This is a genomic window from Cupriavidus sp. FW305-26, from assembly GCF_058787975.1.
Genome location: NZ_JBYTAH010000053.1, coordinates 21,618 through 35,246, shown reverse-complemented (window position 1 = coordinate 35,246; position 13,629 = coordinate 21,618). Strand labels below are relative to the sequence as shown.

Genomic DNA, 13,629 nt, shown 5'->3' with positions numbered 1-13,629 from the left:
TTACTTCTTCTTGGTTTCCTTCAGGATGACGCGCTCGTCCGAGTAACGCACACCCTTGCCCTTGTAGGGCTCAGGCGGGCGGTACGCGCGGACTTCCGCGGCAACCTGACCGACTTTCTGCTTGTCCGCACCCTTGATGATGATCTCGGTCTGCGTCGGCGTTTCCGCCTTCACGCCTTCCGGCATCTCATGGATCACGTCGTGCGAGAAACCAAGCTGGAGCTTCAGCGCAGCGCCTTGCAGCTGGGCACGATAGCCCACGCCGACGAGGTTCAGCTTGCGCTCGAAACCGGTGGTTACGCCCTTGACCATGTTGGCCACCAGAGCACGCATGGTGCCCTGCAGAGCGTTTGCTTCACGCGATTCGTCAGCCGGGCTGAAGGTCAGCGTGTCGTTCTCGACATTGACCTTGACCAGGCTGTGAATCGGCTGCGACAGCGTACCGAGCGGGCCCTTTACGGAGAGCACGCCAGCCGCCACGTTCACTTCCGCGCCCTTGGGGAGCGCGATGGGAGCCTTACCTACACGGGACATGGTTCTCTCCTTAAGCGACGTAGCAGAGAACTTCGCCGCCCACGCCAGTGGCGCGAGCCTTGCGGTCGGTCATCAGACCCTGCGGGGTCGAAATGATCGCCACACCCAGGCCGTTCATCACTTGCGGGATGTCGCTGCGGCCCTTGTACACGCGCAGGCCGGGCTTCGAGACGCGCTCAATGCGCTCGATGACCGGACGGCCGGCGTAGTACTTGAGACCGATGCTCAGTTGTGCCTTGCCGCCATCTTCCTGGACGGCGTAGTCGTCGATGTAGCCTTCGTCCTTCAGGACCTTGGCGATTGCCACTTTCAGCTTCGACGACGGCATGACAACCGACGCTTTCTGCACGCCCTGGGCGTTGCGGATGCGCGTCAGCATATCGGCGATAGGATCGCTCATGCTCATACTGTTTCTCCTGTAGCCTGTGCGTAATTACCAGCTGGCTTTCGTCAGACCCGGGATTTCGCCCTTGAAGGCGATTTCGCGAATCTTGTTACGCGCCAGGCCAAACTTGCGGAAGGTACCGCGGGGACGACCGGTGATCGCGCAGCGGTTACGCTGGCGAGTCGGGTTCGCGTTGCGCGGGAGCTGTTGCAGCTCGAGACGCGCGCTGTAACGCTCTTCTTCCGACTTCTCTTGGTCATCGATAATGGCCTTGAGGTTGGCGCGCTTGGCGGCATACTTCGCCACCAGCTTGGCGCGCTTCTTCTCACGTTCAATCAGAGCCAGTTTAGCCACGGTTACCCCTTAATTGCGGAACGGGAACTTGAACGCACCGAGGAGTGCCTTGGCTTCCTCGTCGTTCTTTGCCGTCGTCGTGATGCTGATGTTCAGACCACGCAGTGCGTCGATCTTGTCGTACTCGATTTCGGGGAAAATGATCTGCTCTTTCACACCGATGTTGTAGTTGCCACGACCGTCGAACGACCGGCCCGACACACCACGGAAGTCACGCACGCGCGGCAGGGCCACGGTAACGAAACGATCGAGGAATTCGAACATGCGCTCGCCGCGCAGGGTCACCATCGCACCGATGGGGTAGCCCTGACGGATCTTGAAGCCGGCGATAGCCTTCTTGGCCTTCGTCACGACCGGCTTCTGACCGGCGATCTTGGTCAGGTCGCCGACGGCGTTCTCAATGATCTTCTTGTCATTGATGGCTTCGCCAAGACCCATGTTCAGGGTGATCTTGGTGATGCGCGGCACTTCCATGACCGACTTGTAGCCGAACTGTTCGATCAGCTTCGGCACAACCTGTTCTTTGTAAAACTCTTGCAGACGTGCTGCCATGCTCAACTCCTATACGTGCCCAGAATCAAGCTGCCACGACGGCGCCGGTGGTCTTCAGCACGCGCACGCGCTTGCCGTCTTCCACCTTGATGCCGACGCGCGACGGCTTGCCATTGGCATCCACGAGCGCAACGTTGGAAATATGCAGGGGCATGACCTTGTCGACCACACCACCGGTAGTGCCCAGCATCGGGTTCGGGCGGGCATGCTTCTTGGCGATGTTCACGCCTTGCACCGCAACCTTGTCGCCCAGGACGGCTTGCACGGTACCGCGCTTGCCCTTGTCCTTGCCGGTCAGCACAATGACTTCGTCGCCTTTGCGAATCTTGTTCATGGCGGCTCCTTACAGCACTTCCGGAGCGAGCGACACGATCTTCATGAAGCGCTCGGTACGGAGTTCACGAGTCACCGGCCCGAAGATACGGGTGCCGATCGGCTCGAGCTTGTTGTTCAGCAGGACGGCGGCGTTGCCGTCGAACTTGATCAGCGAACCGTCAGCGCGGCGCACGCCCTTGGCGGTACGCACGACGACGGCGTTGTAGATGTCGCCCTTCTTCACGCGACCGCGCGGCGCTGCGTCCTTGACGGTCACCTTGATGATGTCGCCAACGCTTGCGTAGCGGCGCTTGGAGCCACCCAGCACCTTGATGCACAGCACTTCGCGCGCACCAGTGTTATCGGCTACTTCGAGCCGGCTTTCTGTCTGAATCATGGTGTTTGTCTTCCCAACTTAATCCGTCAGGTGCAAAAAGCGCCCATCGGTCAGTCTTGGTCCCGTCGGCTCCGGCATTGCGCCAGCTCCGTATGGGTTGATCAACTTTGAAGTCGGTAGGAACCAGGCGATCTCAACTATTTGTTGAGGGCGCTCGGTCCTGGCTCGCTTCACAGGCCCGCCCGGGTGGTAATGCAAAGGCGAACGCAACAAAGCGGAAGTCCAGGATTATAGCTACATAATCCTGGACTTGCAAGTCAAGCTAAGAACGTGTTGTTCTTAGATGACGCGTGCAGCCTCTACCAGCCGGGAAACCACCCAGGACTTGGTCCGCGACAGCGGACGGCCTTCCTGGATCTCGACCTTGTCGCCTTCCTTGTACTGGTTGGCTTCGTCGTGTGCGTGGTACTTCTTCGAACGCAGCACGTACTTGCCGTACAGAGGATGCTTGACGCGGTTTTCCACCAAGACCGTAACGGTCTTGTCCATCTTGTCGCTCACGACACGGCCGACCAGGGTACGGCGAAGCGACTTTTCCGTTTGTGCAGCTTCAGTCATTTCGCGTTTGCCTTTTGAGTCAGCACGGTTTGCACACGCGCGATGTCCTTGCGAACCTTCTTCAGCTGGCTGGTGTTCTGCAGCTGTTGGGTCGCCTTTTGCATGCGCAGGCTAAATTGGGCCTTCAGCAGCTCGGAGAGCTCCTGGTTCAGCCCGGCGGCGTCCTTGCCGCGAAGTTCGGATGCTTTCATCCCTGCTCTCCTTACGTCCCGACCTGGCGCACCACGAAATTGGTGGCGATCGGCAGCTTGGCGGCCGCGAGGCGGAACGCCTCACGTGCCAGGTCTTCGCTCACGCCATCCATTTCGTACAGCATCTTACCCGGCTGGATTTCAGCCACGTAGTACTCCGGATTGCCCTTACCGTTACCCATACGGACTTCGGCAGGCTTCTTCGAGATCGGCTTGTCCGGGAAAATCCGGATCCAGATGCGGCCGCCACGCTTGATGTGGCGGGTCATCGCACGACGTGCCGACTCGATCTGACGAGCGGTCAGGCGGCCACGGCCCATGGCCTTCAGGCCGAATTCGCCGAAAGACACGGCGTTACCACGGGTAGCCTTACCCGTGTTGCGGCCTTTCTGCTCCTTGCGGTATTTTCTGCGCTTAGGTTGCAGCATCGTTATTCTCCACTCTTCGCATCTGCGCCAGGCGCAGCGCGGCGACCGGCACCGGCACCGCCGCGGCGGTTGCCACCCGGACGGCCTTCACCTTCACGGCGGCGGCCTTCCGGACGACCCGGGCGACGACGACGGTCGTCCTGCGGCTCTTCCACCACCGGCGCGTCGTTGCGGCCGAGGTGATCACCCTTGTAGACCCACACCTTGACACCGATGATGCCGTAGGTGGTTTCTGCTTCGGAGAAGCCGTAGTCGATGTCGGCGCGCAGGGTGTGCAGGGGCACACGGCCTTCGCGGTACCACTCGGTACGTGCGATTTCGATACCGTTCAGACGGCCGGCGCTCATGATCTTGATACCCTGGGCGCCCAGGCGCATCGCGTTCTGCATGGCGCGCTTCATGGCGCGGCGGAACATGATGCGGCGCTCGAGCTGCTGGGTGATCGAATCGGCGATCAGCTGAGCATCGGTTTCCGGCTTGCGGATTTCCTCGATGTTCACGTGCACGGGCACGCCCATGCGACGCTGCAGTTCAGCCTTGAGCAGTTCGATGTCCTCACCCTTCTTGCCGATCACCACGCCCGGACGCGAGCTGTAAATGGTGATGCGTGCATTGCGGGCGGGGCGCTCGATCACGACGCGGCCAACCGATGCGTTCTTCAGCTTCTTCTTCAGGAAGTCTCGAACTTCAATGTCTTCCTTCAGCATGCCGGCGAACTTCGTGTTGCTGGCGTACCAGCGCGAAGCCCAGTTACGGCTGACAGCCAGGCGGAAGCCAGTCGGATGAATCTTCTGTCCCATCGTGACTCCTTAGTTGCCGAGCGTCACAGTGATGTGACAGGTTTGTTTCTCGATGCGGTTGCCGCGGCCCTTCGCCCGTGCGGTGAAGCGCTTGAGCGAGGTTGCCTTGTCGACGAAGATCGATTTGACCTTCAGTTCGTCGATGTCGGCGCCTTCGTTGTGCTCAGCGTTGGCGATGGCCGATTCGACCACCTTCTTCACGATCCCGGCAGCCTTTTTCGGGCTGAACGTCAGGACATTGAGCGCGCGCTCGATCGGCAGACCACGGATCTGGTCAGCGACCAGGCGCGTCTTCTGGGCGGAGATGCGGGCACCGCGATGAATCGCTTTCACTTCCATGATGGCACCTTACCTCTTCGCTTTCTTGTCAGCCGCGTGGCCCTTGAACGTGCGGGTAATCGCAAATTCACCGAGCTTGTGGCCAACCATGTTTTCCGTAACGTACACCGGCACGTGTTGACGGCCGTTGTGAACGGCGATCGTCAGGCCAATGAACTCCGGCAGAATGGTCGAGCGACGCGACCAAGTCTTGATGGGCTTCTTGTCCTTGCCGCTCGATGCGACTTCCACCTTCTTCAGCAGGTGGGCGTCGCAGAACGGACCCTTTTTAGCGGAACGAGTCATATCTTTAGCTCCTACCTACCGATTAACGCTTGTGGCGCTTCTGGACGATCATGCTGTCCGTGCGCTTGTTGCTGCGGGTACGGTAACCCTTGGCCGGGGTACCCCACGGCGAAACCGGATCGCGACCAGCAGCGGTCTTGCCTTCACCACCACCGTGCGGGTGGTCGACCGGGTTCATCACGACACCACGGACCGTCGGGCGGATACCGCGCCAGCGGGTCGCACCGGCCTTGCCGATGACGCGCAGGCTGTGCTCTTCGTTGCCCACTTCACCGATGGTGGCGCGGCACTCGATGTGCACGCGGCGCACTTCACCGGAGCGCAGGCGAACCTGGGCGTACAGGCCTTCACGAGCCAGCAGCACGGCGGAACCGCCGGCGGCACGTGCGATCTGCGAACCCTTGCCAGGCAGCATTTCCACGTTGTTGATCGTGGTACCGACCGGAATGTTGCGGATCGGCAAGTTGTTACCGGCCTTGATCGGCGCTTCCGAGCCGTTCATCAGCGGTTGGCCGGCAACCATGCCCTTGGTGGCGATGATGTAGCGGCGCTCGCCGTCGGCGAACAGCACCAGCGCGATATTGGCGCTGCGGTTCGGATCGTATTCCAGGCGCTCGACGCGGGCGGGGATGCCGTCCTTGTCGTTGCGCTTGAAGTCGACCACGCGGTAGTGGTGCTTATGACCACCGCCCTTGTGGCGGGTGGTGATATGACCGTTGTTGTTACGGCCCGACTTCTGGAATTGCTTTTCCAGCAGCGGAGCGTGCGGGGCGCCCTTGTGAAGGTCCTTGTTGACCACCTTCACCATCGAGCGACGACCCGGGGAAGTCGGCTTGGTCTTGACGAGTGCCATGATTACTTGGCCTCCGCTTCAAAATTGATTTCCTGACCCGGCTTCAGCGAAACGTAGGCCTTCTTCACGTGGTTGCGACGCCCCATGAAACGGCCAAAACGCTTCTGCTTGCCCTTCTGGTTCAGGATCTGAACGGACTGCACCTCGACCTTGAACAGCAGTTCGACGGCGGCCTTCACTTCTGCCTTGTTGGCATCGCGGGCCACTTCGAACACGACTTGTTCATTCTTGTCGGCGACCAGGGTTGCCTTTTCGGAAACCACCGGCGCGAGCAGCACCTGCATCAAACGATGATCGTTCTTGGCTACTTGCGTCATTTCAGCAACTCCTCGATCTGCGCGACGGCTGCCTTGGTCACCAGCACCTTCTTGTAGTGCACGAGCGACAGCGGATCAGCCTGGCGCGGCTCGACAACTGCCACGTGCGGCAGGTTGCGCGAAGCCAGGTAGAGGTTTTCGTCGAGGCTGTCGGTGATGATCAGCACCGAGTCCAGGCCCATGGCCTTGAACTTGTCGGCCAAGAGCTTGGTCTTGGGCGCGTCGACAGTGAAACCGTCCACCACGTTGATACGACCTTCACGTGCGAGCTGCGAGTAAATCGAGCGCATGCCGGCACGGAACATCTTCTTGTTGACCTTCTGGGTGAAGTTCTCTTCCGGCGAATTCGGGAAGATACGGCCGCCCCCGCGCCACAGCGGCGAGGAAGACATACCGGCACGAGCACGGCCCGTACCCTTCTGGCGCCACGGCTTCTTGGTCGTGTGCTTGACCTCTTCACGATCCTTCTGCTTACGGTTACCGCTGCGAGCGTTGGCCTGGTAAGCGACGACGATCTGGTGAACGAGGGCTTCGTTGTAGTCACGGCCGAACACTTCGGGCGAAGCGTCAACGCCCGCGCCGATCTGGCCATTGTCCTGGAGGAGCTTGAGTTCCATTACATGCGCTCCTTAAGCTTTGGCTTTGGCCTTGACGGCCGGGGTAACGATGACCTTGCCGTTCTTGGAGCCGGGGATGGCGCCCTTGACCAGCAGCAGCTTGCGCTCTGCGTCGATCTTGGCGATTTCCAGGTTCTGCACGGTGCGGGTGACATCGCCCAGGTGACCGGTCATGCGCTTGCCCGGGAACACGCGGCCCGGATCCTGCGCCATACCGATCGAGCCCGGCACGTTGTGCGAGCGCGAGTTACCGTGGGTGGCACGGCCGGAGGCGAAGTGATAGCGCTTGATGGTACCGGCGTAGCCCTTACCGATGGTCACGCCCTGCACGTCGATCTTCTGACCGACTTCGAACAGGTCGACCGACAGCGAACCGCCAGCTTGCAGTTCGGCAGCCTTGGCTGCATCGATAAGGAATTCGCGGATGATTTCGCCGGCTTCCACGCCGGCTTTGGCGAGATGACCCGCCAGCGGCTTGGTAACGCGGCTTGCGCGTCGTGCGCCGAAGGTGACTTGAACCGCGGTATAACCGTCGGTCTCGTCCGTCTTGATTTGCGTCACGCGGTTGTCGCCGACCTCGACCACGGTAACGGGAATTGCTTCACCGTCGTCCGTGAAAATACGGGTCATGCCAACCTTGCGACCTACAAGGCCAAGGCTCATGGTTTGCTCCATTCCCAGCTGCGATTGGCCGGGGCTGATTGATACACGAAAACTGTGTTTGCTGTGGGCTTGCGCTAAAGAAGACTGCGCGCGGCCAAAGTGGCCAGCCCGCTACCCGAGGAAACGGGTAGCCTTACACTATATCGCAGCGGTTTGGAAAGGGCAATATGAATTGCGGATTCGCCTGCAGGGTTGTAGGCAGGCGTGCCGCAGTAGTGGCGCTTGCGTGACTTGGGGTGTGGTGTGGAGGCGACGGGCGGTAGTTGAAGTGCCGCGAAGCGCATCCGGGGGATGGTTGCTCAGGCGGCGAGGCGCACGAAATCGCCGCCATAGAATACCAGCGGTTCGCCCTCCCCTGCCTCGAATGCCTCGACGGCGCCGACAATCAGCAGATGATCGCCTACCGGGTCGGCCCGCTCCACGCGGCAGGCCAGGGTCGCCAGTGCTTCGTCCAGGTAGGGCACGCCGCGCTCGCAGCGCCCGTGGGCGACGCCCGCGAACTTGTCCGCCACCGGCGTGGCGAAGCGGCGCGCCAGTTCGCCATGGCCGGCGCGCAGGATGCTGACGCCGAAAGGCGCGCCGGGCACGAACAGGCCCGCATTCGGCGAGTGCAGCGCCAGGCTCCACAGGATCAGCGGCGGCGCCAGCGACAGCGAGGCAAACGAGTTCACCGTCAAGCCGACGGGCCGGCCCTGCGCCCCGCAGGCGCCGATGACGGCCACGCCGGTGGCATAGCGGCCGCAAACCCGGCGCAGTTCGCGGGGATCATGGACGGAAGTGGCGGGCGTGGCGGCGTGCATGTCAGGCGGCCTCGGCGACGTACTGGTTGATCAGCTGGTGGCAGGCCTGTGGATCCAGCCACCACGGGAAATAGTCCGGCGGATTGTCGAAACCGTTGGCGATGCGCGCGGCCAGTGCCGGCGCCTGCCCCGCGGCGCCCAGCAGCGCCAGGATATGCGGCGGCGGCGGGGTCAGCAGCGAGTTGGTCCACGCCACCACGTCGCCCGCGTACTGCCAGTACTGGTCGAAGGTGCGCTCCATCCAGTCCTGGTCGAAGGGCTGGTCGCCGCGTGCCAGGATCGCATCGAGATAGACCTTGCAGCATTTGGCGGCGTTGTTCGAACCCTGCCCCGTGATCGGGTCGTTGACCACCACGGCATCGGCCATGCCGAACACCAGCCGCCCGGACGGCAGCGTCAGCACCGGCTTGCGCACCGTTGGCGCGAAGCGTCCGGCAAGGATGCCGTTGTCGTCGGTCAGCGCGACCCGCTCACAGCGCTCGGCCTCCCATGGCAGGTAGGTCTGCAGGATGCGCTGGCTTTCCGCCAGGTGCTGCGCCGGCGTGCGCGCCTCGGCCCAACGGTCCATCGGGCCGCCCGGGATGCCTTCGAACACCATGATCTCGCACGGCCCCGACAGCGTCAGCGCGGGGAAGACGAAGTATTCACCCACGCCCGGGATCAGGTTGAAGCAAACCCGCGAGAACGGCGTGCGCGGCTGCATGCCGGTCACATATGTCAGCGCCAGCGCGCGCTGCGGCTTGTCGAACGGGCTGCGGGAGGCATCGCGCTCGAAGCGGCTGACGATCTCGCCCTTGCCGGCGGCCAGCAGCACCAGGTCATGCTCGCGGGTCAGGTCCTCCAGTTCATCCAGGCCGACATCGGCGATGCGCAGGTCGCCGCCGCGCGCAACGAAGGCCTCCATCCACGCGGGCATCTTCAGGCGCTGGTCCACCGCCTGTGCCGGGCGGTCCAGCGGCGCGGCCCAGTCGATCGCGCGGGCACCGGCCTGCTCGGGATGCGGCACGGCCAGGCCGATGCCCTCCACCGGCGGGCAGGCATCGTCCCACCAGTTCAGCCCGAGCTCGCGCTCGGCCTGCAGCGCGCGGTCGAACATGCACTGGCTGGACATGACTTTCCCGCCGCGGATCTGCTCGGGGGTCCGGTTGGACAGCAGCGTGACCCGGTAGCCGTTGGCTTGCAGCCCGAGGGCCATTTGCAGGCCCGACTGGCCGGCTCCGACGATGGCGATGCGTTGGCTCATGACGTTTTCTCCTGAAGGATCGTTCGGCGGCGTTCAGCCGGCCAGCTTGCCGATGGCGGGCACGTTCTGCTCCGGCCCCATGGCGGAATAGCCGCCGTCGACGGCATAGTCGGCACCGGTGACGAAGCTGGCATGGTCGGAACAGAGGAAGAGCACCACCTGGGCCACCTCGTCGGGCTCGCCGACGCGGCCCAGCAGGTGGAACGGCGCGGCCACCGCATCGGTGCGGGCACGGTTGCCGCCGCTGACCTCGTCCATCAGCCGGCACCAGGTCCAGCCCGGCGACACCGCGTTGACGCGGATGCGGTCCGGCGCCAGGTCCATCGCCATGCTGCGCGTCAGCTGCGCGATGGCGGCTTTCGACACCGGGTAGAGCCAGCGCCCGGTCTGCGCCACGTTGGCAGAGATGCTGGTGAAATTGACGATCGCACCGCCGCCGCGCGCCCGCATATGCGGGTGCACCGCCTGCGCCAGCATCACGCCCGACACCACGTTGACGTCGAGCGCCGCCAGCCAGTCGGCACGATTCGAGCGGAAGCCGTCATCGAGATAGGTGCAGGCCAGGTTGACCAGGCAGTCCACGCCGCCAAAGCGCTGCACCACCTGCGCCACGGCATCGCGAACCTGCTCGTCACGCGTGATGTCGGTGGCGATGAAGAGCGCGTTCGCCCCCAGCTGCGCGGCCACGCGCTCGCCGTTGGCGGCATCGATGTCGAAGATCGCCACGCGCGCGCCGGCCTCGACAAAGGCCCGCGCCACGCCGGCACCGATCAGCGTGGCGCCGCCGGTGACAATGGCCACCTTGCCCTGCAGTCCTTTCATGCTTGTCTCCTGTGCCGGCACAGCCGGCGATGGTTGCGGGCGGGCCTCTGCGGGCCCGTTCCGGATCGATGCGGCGGGCGCAGCCTATTTGCCTTCGCTCTGCTGCCAGCGCGCCATCAGTGTGTTCGACGGCAGGGTCTCGTCCAGCAGCTTGCGCGCGGTCTCCACGCCCGCGACCGGCAAACCCGCCGGATCCAGCTTGCCGATCTGCACCAGCACGCTGGCCTGGTCCCAGTAGATATGCTCGTGGTACAGCTTGTCGCCGCGGAACTTGACGATGGCGATCAGCGGGATCTCCACGCGCTTGCCGGTGGGCGGCACGCCGGGCAGCATCCAGTCGATCTCGCAGCTATGCGTGAAGCAGAACAGCATCTCGTCGACGATCTGCGTGGCCCCGACCGTGCGCGACAGCGGGATCAGCGTGGTGTCGGGCGGATTGCTGTGCACGAAATGGTGCTGGTAGAAACGCCGCAGCTGCGCGTAGCCGACCCCGCCGGTCATGGTCGGGATATGGTTCACATAGGGCTGCGGCACCATCGTCGCCATGGTGGCGTCGACATCGCGGGTGGCAAATTCGTATTCGCAGTGCTTGTCCCACAGCGCGGAGAAATCGTAGTGCGGACCCATTTCACCGCGCAGCGCCGCGATCGAGCGCTGGTGCGCCATCAGCGCCGAGGGCTTGTCGAAGTGCTCGCCACCGGTGCGGGCAAAGGCATGGTCGACGCCGGCGTAGACGTAGACCTCGATGTTCTCGCGCCCGGCCAGGGCTGCGCGGATCGCAGCCTGCGCCTGCGGCGGGCAGAATCCGTCTTTCTCGGCGATATGCAGCACCAGGCGGCCGCGCACGTTGGCGGCTTCGCCCAGCGCGTGCTCGATGCCCACGCCGTAGTACGCCACCGCACAGGCCACGTCGGGCAGCCGGCAGGCCGCCAGGTAGGCCAGCTTGCCGCCCAGGCAGAAGCCCAGCACGCCGGTCTGGCCGACGCATTCCGGCCGCGCACGCAGCGCTTCAAGCGCGGCGCCCACATCCTGCACGCCCGCGGCTTCGTCGAACTGCTGGTACAGGCCCAGCGCCCGCTGGAAGTCCTCGCCGCGGTCGGTCAGCTCGATCCCGGGCGCGATGCGCCAGAACAGGTCGGGCACCAGCACCGTATAGCCCTCCTCGGCGTAGTAGTCCGCCACCTGCCGCATGGTCGCGTTGACGCCGAAGATCTCCTGGCACAACACGATGCCCGGGCCCTTGCCTGCCGCCGGGGCGGCGAGATAACCGCTGAAACTGCCTTCGGGGGTCTGGATCTGGATGGTCTGGCCCATGGCCTGCGCTCCTTGTCGTTCTCTTTCCGGTGTCTGGTGGGGCTGCCGTGCTGGCTTCCATAATGGTGGCTCCGCACCGCAGCAAACTAGCCGCTGGGCGCAGCGGCTATCCGATTAGTGCAGGAAACTTCGGGCTCGGTCAACGCCGCAGCGCAGACGGCGAGGCCATCCGCTATAGTGGATCGCGTGGGAAACCGTGCCCCGGCCGTCATGCCGGGCCGGCCCCGGAATCAGCGGCGCGCACGGTCACCGGCAGCGCCGCGGCCCCGCCAGAGGAGCGAGACAATGCAGCTGCCCCCCGCCGCCGGACCGCTGGCGAGCGCCCTGCTCGGCGATCCCGCCCGGTGCGTGTTCGCCTCGACCGACCTGGCCGAGACGCGCGCCGCCGTCGGGCGCGTGTTCAAGCCGCACCGGCTCGAGATACGCGGCACCCGCTTGCAGGCACGCATGCATCATGCGCCGCTTGGCGCGGTCTCGTTCAACCGCCTCGCCTACGGCGCCGACGTCACCATCGACCCCGGCCCGCTCGGCGACTTCCTGCTGGTGCAGATGCCGCTGCAAGGACAGGCCGAGATCCGCTGCGGCGACCAGCACATCGTTTCCACGCCCGACTGCGCTTCGGTGCTGACGCCCAGCGATGCGCTGGCCATGCGCTGGAGCGCCGACAACGACCAGTTGATCGTGCGCATCGAACGCAGTGCGCTGGAACGCATCTGCGCGGCCCATCTGGGCCGGCGGTCCGAGCGGCCGCTGCGCTTTGCGCTCGGCATGGCCTGGCGCAGCGGCGCGTGGTATGAGCTGATGCGCTATCTCGCCGCGATGCTGGCAACCGCGCCCGAGACCGCACGCCATCCGCTGACCGCCTGCCAGCTGGAACAGCTGGTGATCGGCACGCTGCTGACGTCGCAGCCGCACAGCCTGTCGGATGCATTGCGCGAGCACGGCAAGCCGCTGGCACCGCGCCATGTGAAAGTGGTGGAGGAATATATTCACGCAAACGCCGCGGCGGAGCTGACCCCCGCCGTGCTGGCCGAGGTTGCCGGCGTCAGCGTACGCAGCCTGTTCGCCGGCTTCCGCGAGCATCGCGGCACCGGGCCGATGGCCTACCTGCGCATGGTGCGGCTGGAGCGCGTGCGGCACGACCTGCTTAACGTCGCGTCGGTGTCGTCAGTGAGCGCGGCCGCGCTGCGCTGGGGCTTTGCCCATCTGGGGCGGTTCAGCGCGGAATACCGGCGCGCGTTCGGGGAGTGCCCCGCGCAGACCTTGCGGCGGCGCGGAGCGGGCTAGGCTTGTGTGAATTCAGTGCTGCCGCTTCGGGCAGCCGCCGCGATCGCTCAGCTCATCGCGCAACTGTAGCTGGCGCGGCAGGGGAGCAATCCGGGGAGCAAGGCTGCTGTATGCAAGCCTTGAAAACAAAAACGGCGAACCATACGGTTCGCCGTCTTGCTGCAGCAGGCCGCGGGCGCGGCCCGAAGCATGATTACACCTTGATCTCGACGTCCACGCCTGCCGGCAGGTCGAGCTTCATCAGCGCGTCAACCGTCTTGTCGGTCGGGTCGACGATGTCCATCAGGCGCTGGTGCGTGCGGATCTCAAACTGATCGCGGCTGGTCTTGTTGACGTGCGGCGAACGCAGGATGTCGAAGCGCTGGATGCGGGTCGGCAGGGGCACCGGGCCCTTGACGATTGCGCCGGTACGCTTGGCGGTATCCACGATTTCGGCGGCCGACTGGTCGATCAGGCGGTAGTCGAAAGCCTTCAGGCGGATACGGATCTTCTGGTTCTGCATGATATTTCCTTAAAAGAGCGATTGGGCAACGTGCCCGTTGAATGGGGACATGCCCGACAGGCATGTCCCAGGA

At 64.0% G+C, this 13,629-nt stretch carries 22 protein-coding genes; 1 reads left to right on the top strand and 21 read right to left on the bottom strand.

From position 1 onward, the window contains the following. The 20 genes from rplF to AC3WQZ_RS25025 form a co-directional block, all read right to left on the bottom strand. The gene (rplF, locus tag AC3WQZ_RS25120) at positions 1–534 is read right to left on the bottom strand and encodes a 50S ribosomal protein L6 (protein WP_010812383.1); all 534 of its coding nucleotides are present in this window, start codon (positions 532–534) and stop codon (positions 1–3) included. Positions 535–544: 10 nt separating this feature from the next. Next, positions 545–940, bottom strand: coding sequence for a 30S ribosomal protein S8 (gene rpsH / locus AC3WQZ_RS25115; RefSeq protein ID WP_010812384.1), 396 nt, complete (start codon positions 938–940; stop codon positions 545–547). A 27-nt stretch (positions 941–967) separates the two neighbouring features. Next, positions 968–1,273, bottom strand: a complete 306-nt coding sequence (rpsN, locus tag AC3WQZ_RS25110) for a 30S ribosomal protein S14 (RefSeq protein ID WP_010812385.1) — start codon at positions 1,271–1,273, stop codon at positions 968–970. 9 nt (positions 1,274–1,282) lie between these two features. Continuing rightward, entirely contained in the window at positions 1,283–1,825 is a 543-nt protein-coding gene (gene rplE, locus AC3WQZ_RS25105; RefSeq protein ID WP_010812386.1) for a 50S ribosomal protein L5, read from the bottom strand. Positions 1,826–1,850: 25 nt separating this feature from the next. Then, on the bottom strand, positions 1,851–2,159 hold the full coding sequence (rplX, locus tag AC3WQZ_RS25100) for a 50S ribosomal protein L24 (RefSeq protein WP_010812387.1): 309 nt from the start codon (positions 2,157–2,159) through the stop codon (positions 1,851–1,853). A 9-nt stretch (positions 2,160–2,168) separates the two neighbouring features. Then, complete coding sequence (gene rplN / locus AC3WQZ_RS25095; protein WP_010812388.1) at positions 2,169–2,537, bottom strand: 50S ribosomal protein L14; 369 nt, start codon at positions 2,535–2,537, stop codon at positions 2,169–2,171. Between the two features lie 279 nt (positions 2,538–2,816). Further along, a complete protein-coding gene (rpsQ, locus tag AC3WQZ_RS25090) occupies positions 2,817–3,095 on the bottom strand; it encodes a 30S ribosomal protein S17 (RefSeq protein ID WP_010812389.1) in 279 nt (92 codons plus the stop codon). Beyond that, complete coding sequence (rpmC, locus tag AC3WQZ_RS25085; protein ID WP_010812390.1) at positions 3,092–3,286, bottom strand: 50S ribosomal protein L29; 195 nt, start codon at positions 3,284–3,286, stop codon at positions 3,092–3,094. Before rpmC ends, rpsQ begins: the two co-directional genes overlap by 4 nt. A gap of 11 nt (positions 3,287–3,297) precedes the next feature. Further along, positions 3,298–3,714: a 50S ribosomal protein L16 gene (gene rplP, locus AC3WQZ_RS25080; RefSeq protein WP_010812391.1), complete on the bottom strand. Its 417-nt coding sequence runs from the start codon at positions 3,712–3,714 to the stop codon at positions 3,298–3,300. Positions 3,715–3,716: 2 nt separating this feature from the next. Next, complete coding sequence (gene rpsC / locus AC3WQZ_RS25075; RefSeq protein ID WP_010812392.1) at positions 3,717–4,514, bottom strand: 30S ribosomal protein S3; 798 nt, start codon at positions 4,512–4,514, stop codon at positions 3,717–3,719. 9 nt (positions 4,515–4,523) lie between these two features. Continuing rightward, on the bottom strand, positions 4,524–4,853 hold the full coding sequence (gene rplV / locus AC3WQZ_RS25070; protein ID WP_010812393.1) for a 50S ribosomal protein L22: 330 nt from the start codon (positions 4,851–4,853) through the stop codon (positions 4,524–4,526). 9 nt (positions 4,854–4,862) lie between these two features. Next, entirely contained in the window at positions 4,863–5,138 is a 276-nt protein-coding gene (gene rpsS / locus AC3WQZ_RS25065) for a 30S ribosomal protein S19 (RefSeq protein ID WP_010812394.1), read from the bottom strand. Positions 5,139–5,160: 22 nt separating this feature from the next. Next, a complete protein-coding gene (gene rplB / locus AC3WQZ_RS25060; RefSeq protein ID WP_010812395.1) occupies positions 5,161–5,991 on the bottom strand; it encodes a 50S ribosomal protein L2 in 831 nt (276 codons plus the stop codon). A 2-nt stretch (positions 5,992–5,993) separates the two neighbouring features. Beyond that, a complete protein-coding gene (gene rplW / locus AC3WQZ_RS25055) occupies positions 5,994–6,308 on the bottom strand; it encodes a 50S ribosomal protein L23 (RefSeq protein WP_006576245.1) in 315 nt (104 codons plus the stop codon). After that, entirely contained in the window at positions 6,305–6,925 is a 621-nt protein-coding gene (gene rplD, locus AC3WQZ_RS25050) for a 50S ribosomal protein L4 (protein WP_010812396.1), read from the bottom strand. Before rplD ends, rplW begins: the two co-directional genes overlap by 4 nt. A 12-nt stretch (positions 6,926–6,937) precedes the next feature. Next, positions 6,938–7,588: a 50S ribosomal protein L3 gene (gene rplC / locus AC3WQZ_RS25045; RefSeq protein ID WP_492301449.1), complete on the bottom strand. Its 651-nt coding sequence runs from the start codon at positions 7,586–7,588 to the stop codon at positions 6,938–6,940. A 299-nt stretch (positions 7,589–7,887) separates the two neighbouring features. Further along, positions 7,888–8,388, bottom strand: a complete 501-nt coding sequence (locus tag AC3WQZ_RS25040; protein ID WP_439668335.1) for a flavin reductase family protein — start codon at positions 8,386–8,388, stop codon at positions 7,888–7,890. 1 nt (position 8,389) lies between these two features. Next, entirely contained in the window at positions 8,390–9,631 is a 1,242-nt protein-coding gene (locus AC3WQZ_RS25035; RefSeq protein WP_010812399.1) for a styrene monooxygenase/indole monooxygenase family protein, read from the bottom strand. A 33-nt stretch (positions 9,632–9,664) separates the two neighbouring features. Continuing rightward, positions 9,665–10,453: an SDR family oxidoreductase gene (locus tag AC3WQZ_RS25030; RefSeq protein ID WP_010812400.1), complete on the bottom strand. Its 789-nt coding sequence runs from the start codon at positions 10,451–10,453 to the stop codon at positions 9,665–9,667. Positions 10,454–10,537: 84 nt separating this feature from the next. Beyond that, positions 10,538–11,767 (bottom strand): dienelactone hydrolase family protein, encoded by a 1,230-nt coding sequence (locus tag AC3WQZ_RS25025; protein WP_492301447.1) that lies wholly within the window; start codon positions 11,765–11,767, stop codon positions 10,538–10,540. Positions 11,768–12,052: 285 nt separating this feature from the next. Here AC3WQZ_RS25025 and AC3WQZ_RS25020 point away from each other — a divergent pair, with 285 nt between their 5' ends. Beyond that, complete coding sequence (locus AC3WQZ_RS25020) at positions 12,053–13,054, top strand: AraC family transcriptional regulator (RefSeq protein WP_439671050.1); 1,002 nt, start codon at positions 12,053–12,055, stop codon at positions 13,052–13,054. A 193-nt stretch (positions 13,055–13,247) separates the two neighbouring features. Here the strand turns inward: AC3WQZ_RS25020 and rpsJ are convergent, their stop codons facing one another. After that, positions 13,248–13,556, bottom strand: a complete 309-nt coding sequence (rpsJ, locus tag AC3WQZ_RS25015; RefSeq protein ID WP_006160488.1) for a 30S ribosomal protein S10 — start codon at positions 13,554–13,556, stop codon at positions 13,248–13,250. Between the last annotated feature and the right edge of the window lie 73 nt (positions 13,557–13,629).

What these genes read in the sequence shown, in the direction of transcription:
- rpsS (WP_010812394.1), bottom strand. Translation starts at nt 5,138, where the DNA reads ATGACTCGTTCCGCTAAAAAGGGTCCGTTCTGCGACGCCCACCTGCTG.
- rpmC (WP_010812390.1), bottom strand. Translation starts at nt 3,286, where the DNA reads ATGAAAGCATCCGAACTTCGCGGCAAGGACGCCGCCGGGCTGAACCAG.
- rplD (WP_010812396.1), bottom strand. Translation starts at nt 6,925, where the DNA reads ATGGAACTCAAGCTCCTCCAGGACAATGGCCAGATCGGCGCGGGCGTT.
- rplW (WP_006576245.1), bottom strand. Translation starts at nt 6,308, where the DNA reads ATGACGCAAGTAGCCAAGAACGATCATCGTTTGATGCAGGTGCTGCTC.
- rplF (WP_010812383.1), bottom strand. Translation starts at nt 534, where the DNA reads ATGTCCCGTGTAGGTAAGGCTCCCATCGCGCTCCCCAAGGGCGCGGAA.
- AC3WQZ_RS25035 (WP_010812399.1), bottom strand. Translation starts at nt 9,631, where the DNA reads ATGAGCCAACGCATCGCCATCGTCGGAGCCGGCCAGTCGGGCCTGCAA.
- AC3WQZ_RS25020 (WP_439671050.1), top strand. Translation starts at nt 12,053, where the DNA reads ATGCAGCTGCCCCCCGCCGCCGGACCGCTGGCGAGCGCCCTGCTCGGC.
- rplP (WP_010812391.1), bottom strand. Translation starts at nt 3,714, where the DNA reads ATGCTGCAACCTAAGCGCAGAAAATACCGCAAGGAGCAGAAAGGCCGC.
- AC3WQZ_RS25030 (WP_010812400.1), bottom strand. Translation starts at nt 10,453, where the DNA reads ATGAAAGGACTGCAGGGCAAGGTGGCCATTGTCACCGGCGGCGCCACG.
- rpsC (WP_010812392.1), bottom strand. Translation starts at nt 4,514, where the DNA reads ATGGGACAGAAGATTCATCCGACTGGCTTCCGCCTGGCTGTCAGCCGT.
- AC3WQZ_RS25025 (WP_492301447.1), bottom strand. Translation starts at nt 11,767, where the DNA reads ATGGGCCAGACCATCCAGATCCAGACCCCCGAAGGCAGTTTCAGCGGT.
- rplC (WP_492301449.1), bottom strand. Translation starts at nt 7,588, where the DNA reads ATGAGCCTTGGCCTTGTAGGTCGCAAGGTTGGCATGACCCGTATTTTC.
- rplV (WP_010812393.1), bottom strand. Translation starts at nt 4,853, where the DNA reads ATGGAAGTGAAAGCGATTCATCGCGGTGCCCGCATCTCCGCCCAGAAG.
- rpsQ (WP_010812389.1), bottom strand. Translation starts at nt 3,095, where the DNA reads ATGACTGAAGCTGCACAAACGGAAAAGTCGCTTCGCCGTACCCTGGTC.
- AC3WQZ_RS25040 (WP_439668335.1), bottom strand. Translation starts at nt 8,388, where the DNA reads ATGCACGCCGCCACGCCCGCCACTTCCGTCCATGATCCCCGCGAACTG.
- rpsJ (WP_006160488.1), bottom strand. Translation starts at nt 13,556, where the DNA reads ATGCAGAACCAGAAGATCCGTATCCGCCTGAAGGCTTTCGACTACCGC.
- rplB (WP_010812395.1), bottom strand. Translation starts at nt 5,991, where the DNA reads ATGGCACTCGTCAAGACCAAGCCGACTTCCCCGGGTCGTCGCTCGATG.
- rplX (WP_010812387.1), bottom strand. Translation starts at nt 2,159, where the DNA reads ATGAACAAGATTCGCAAAGGCGACGAAGTCATTGTGCTGACCGGCAAG.
- rpsH (WP_010812384.1), bottom strand. Translation starts at nt 940, where the DNA reads ATGAGCATGAGCGATCCTATCGCCGATATGCTGACGCGCATCCGCAAC.
- rplN (WP_010812388.1), bottom strand. Translation starts at nt 2,537, where the DNA reads ATGATTCAGACAGAAAGCCGGCTCGAAGTAGCCGATAACACTGGTGCG.
- rplE (WP_010812386.1), bottom strand. Translation starts at nt 1,825, where the DNA reads ATGGCAGCACGTCTGCAAGAGTTTTACAAAGAACAGGTTGTGCCGAAG.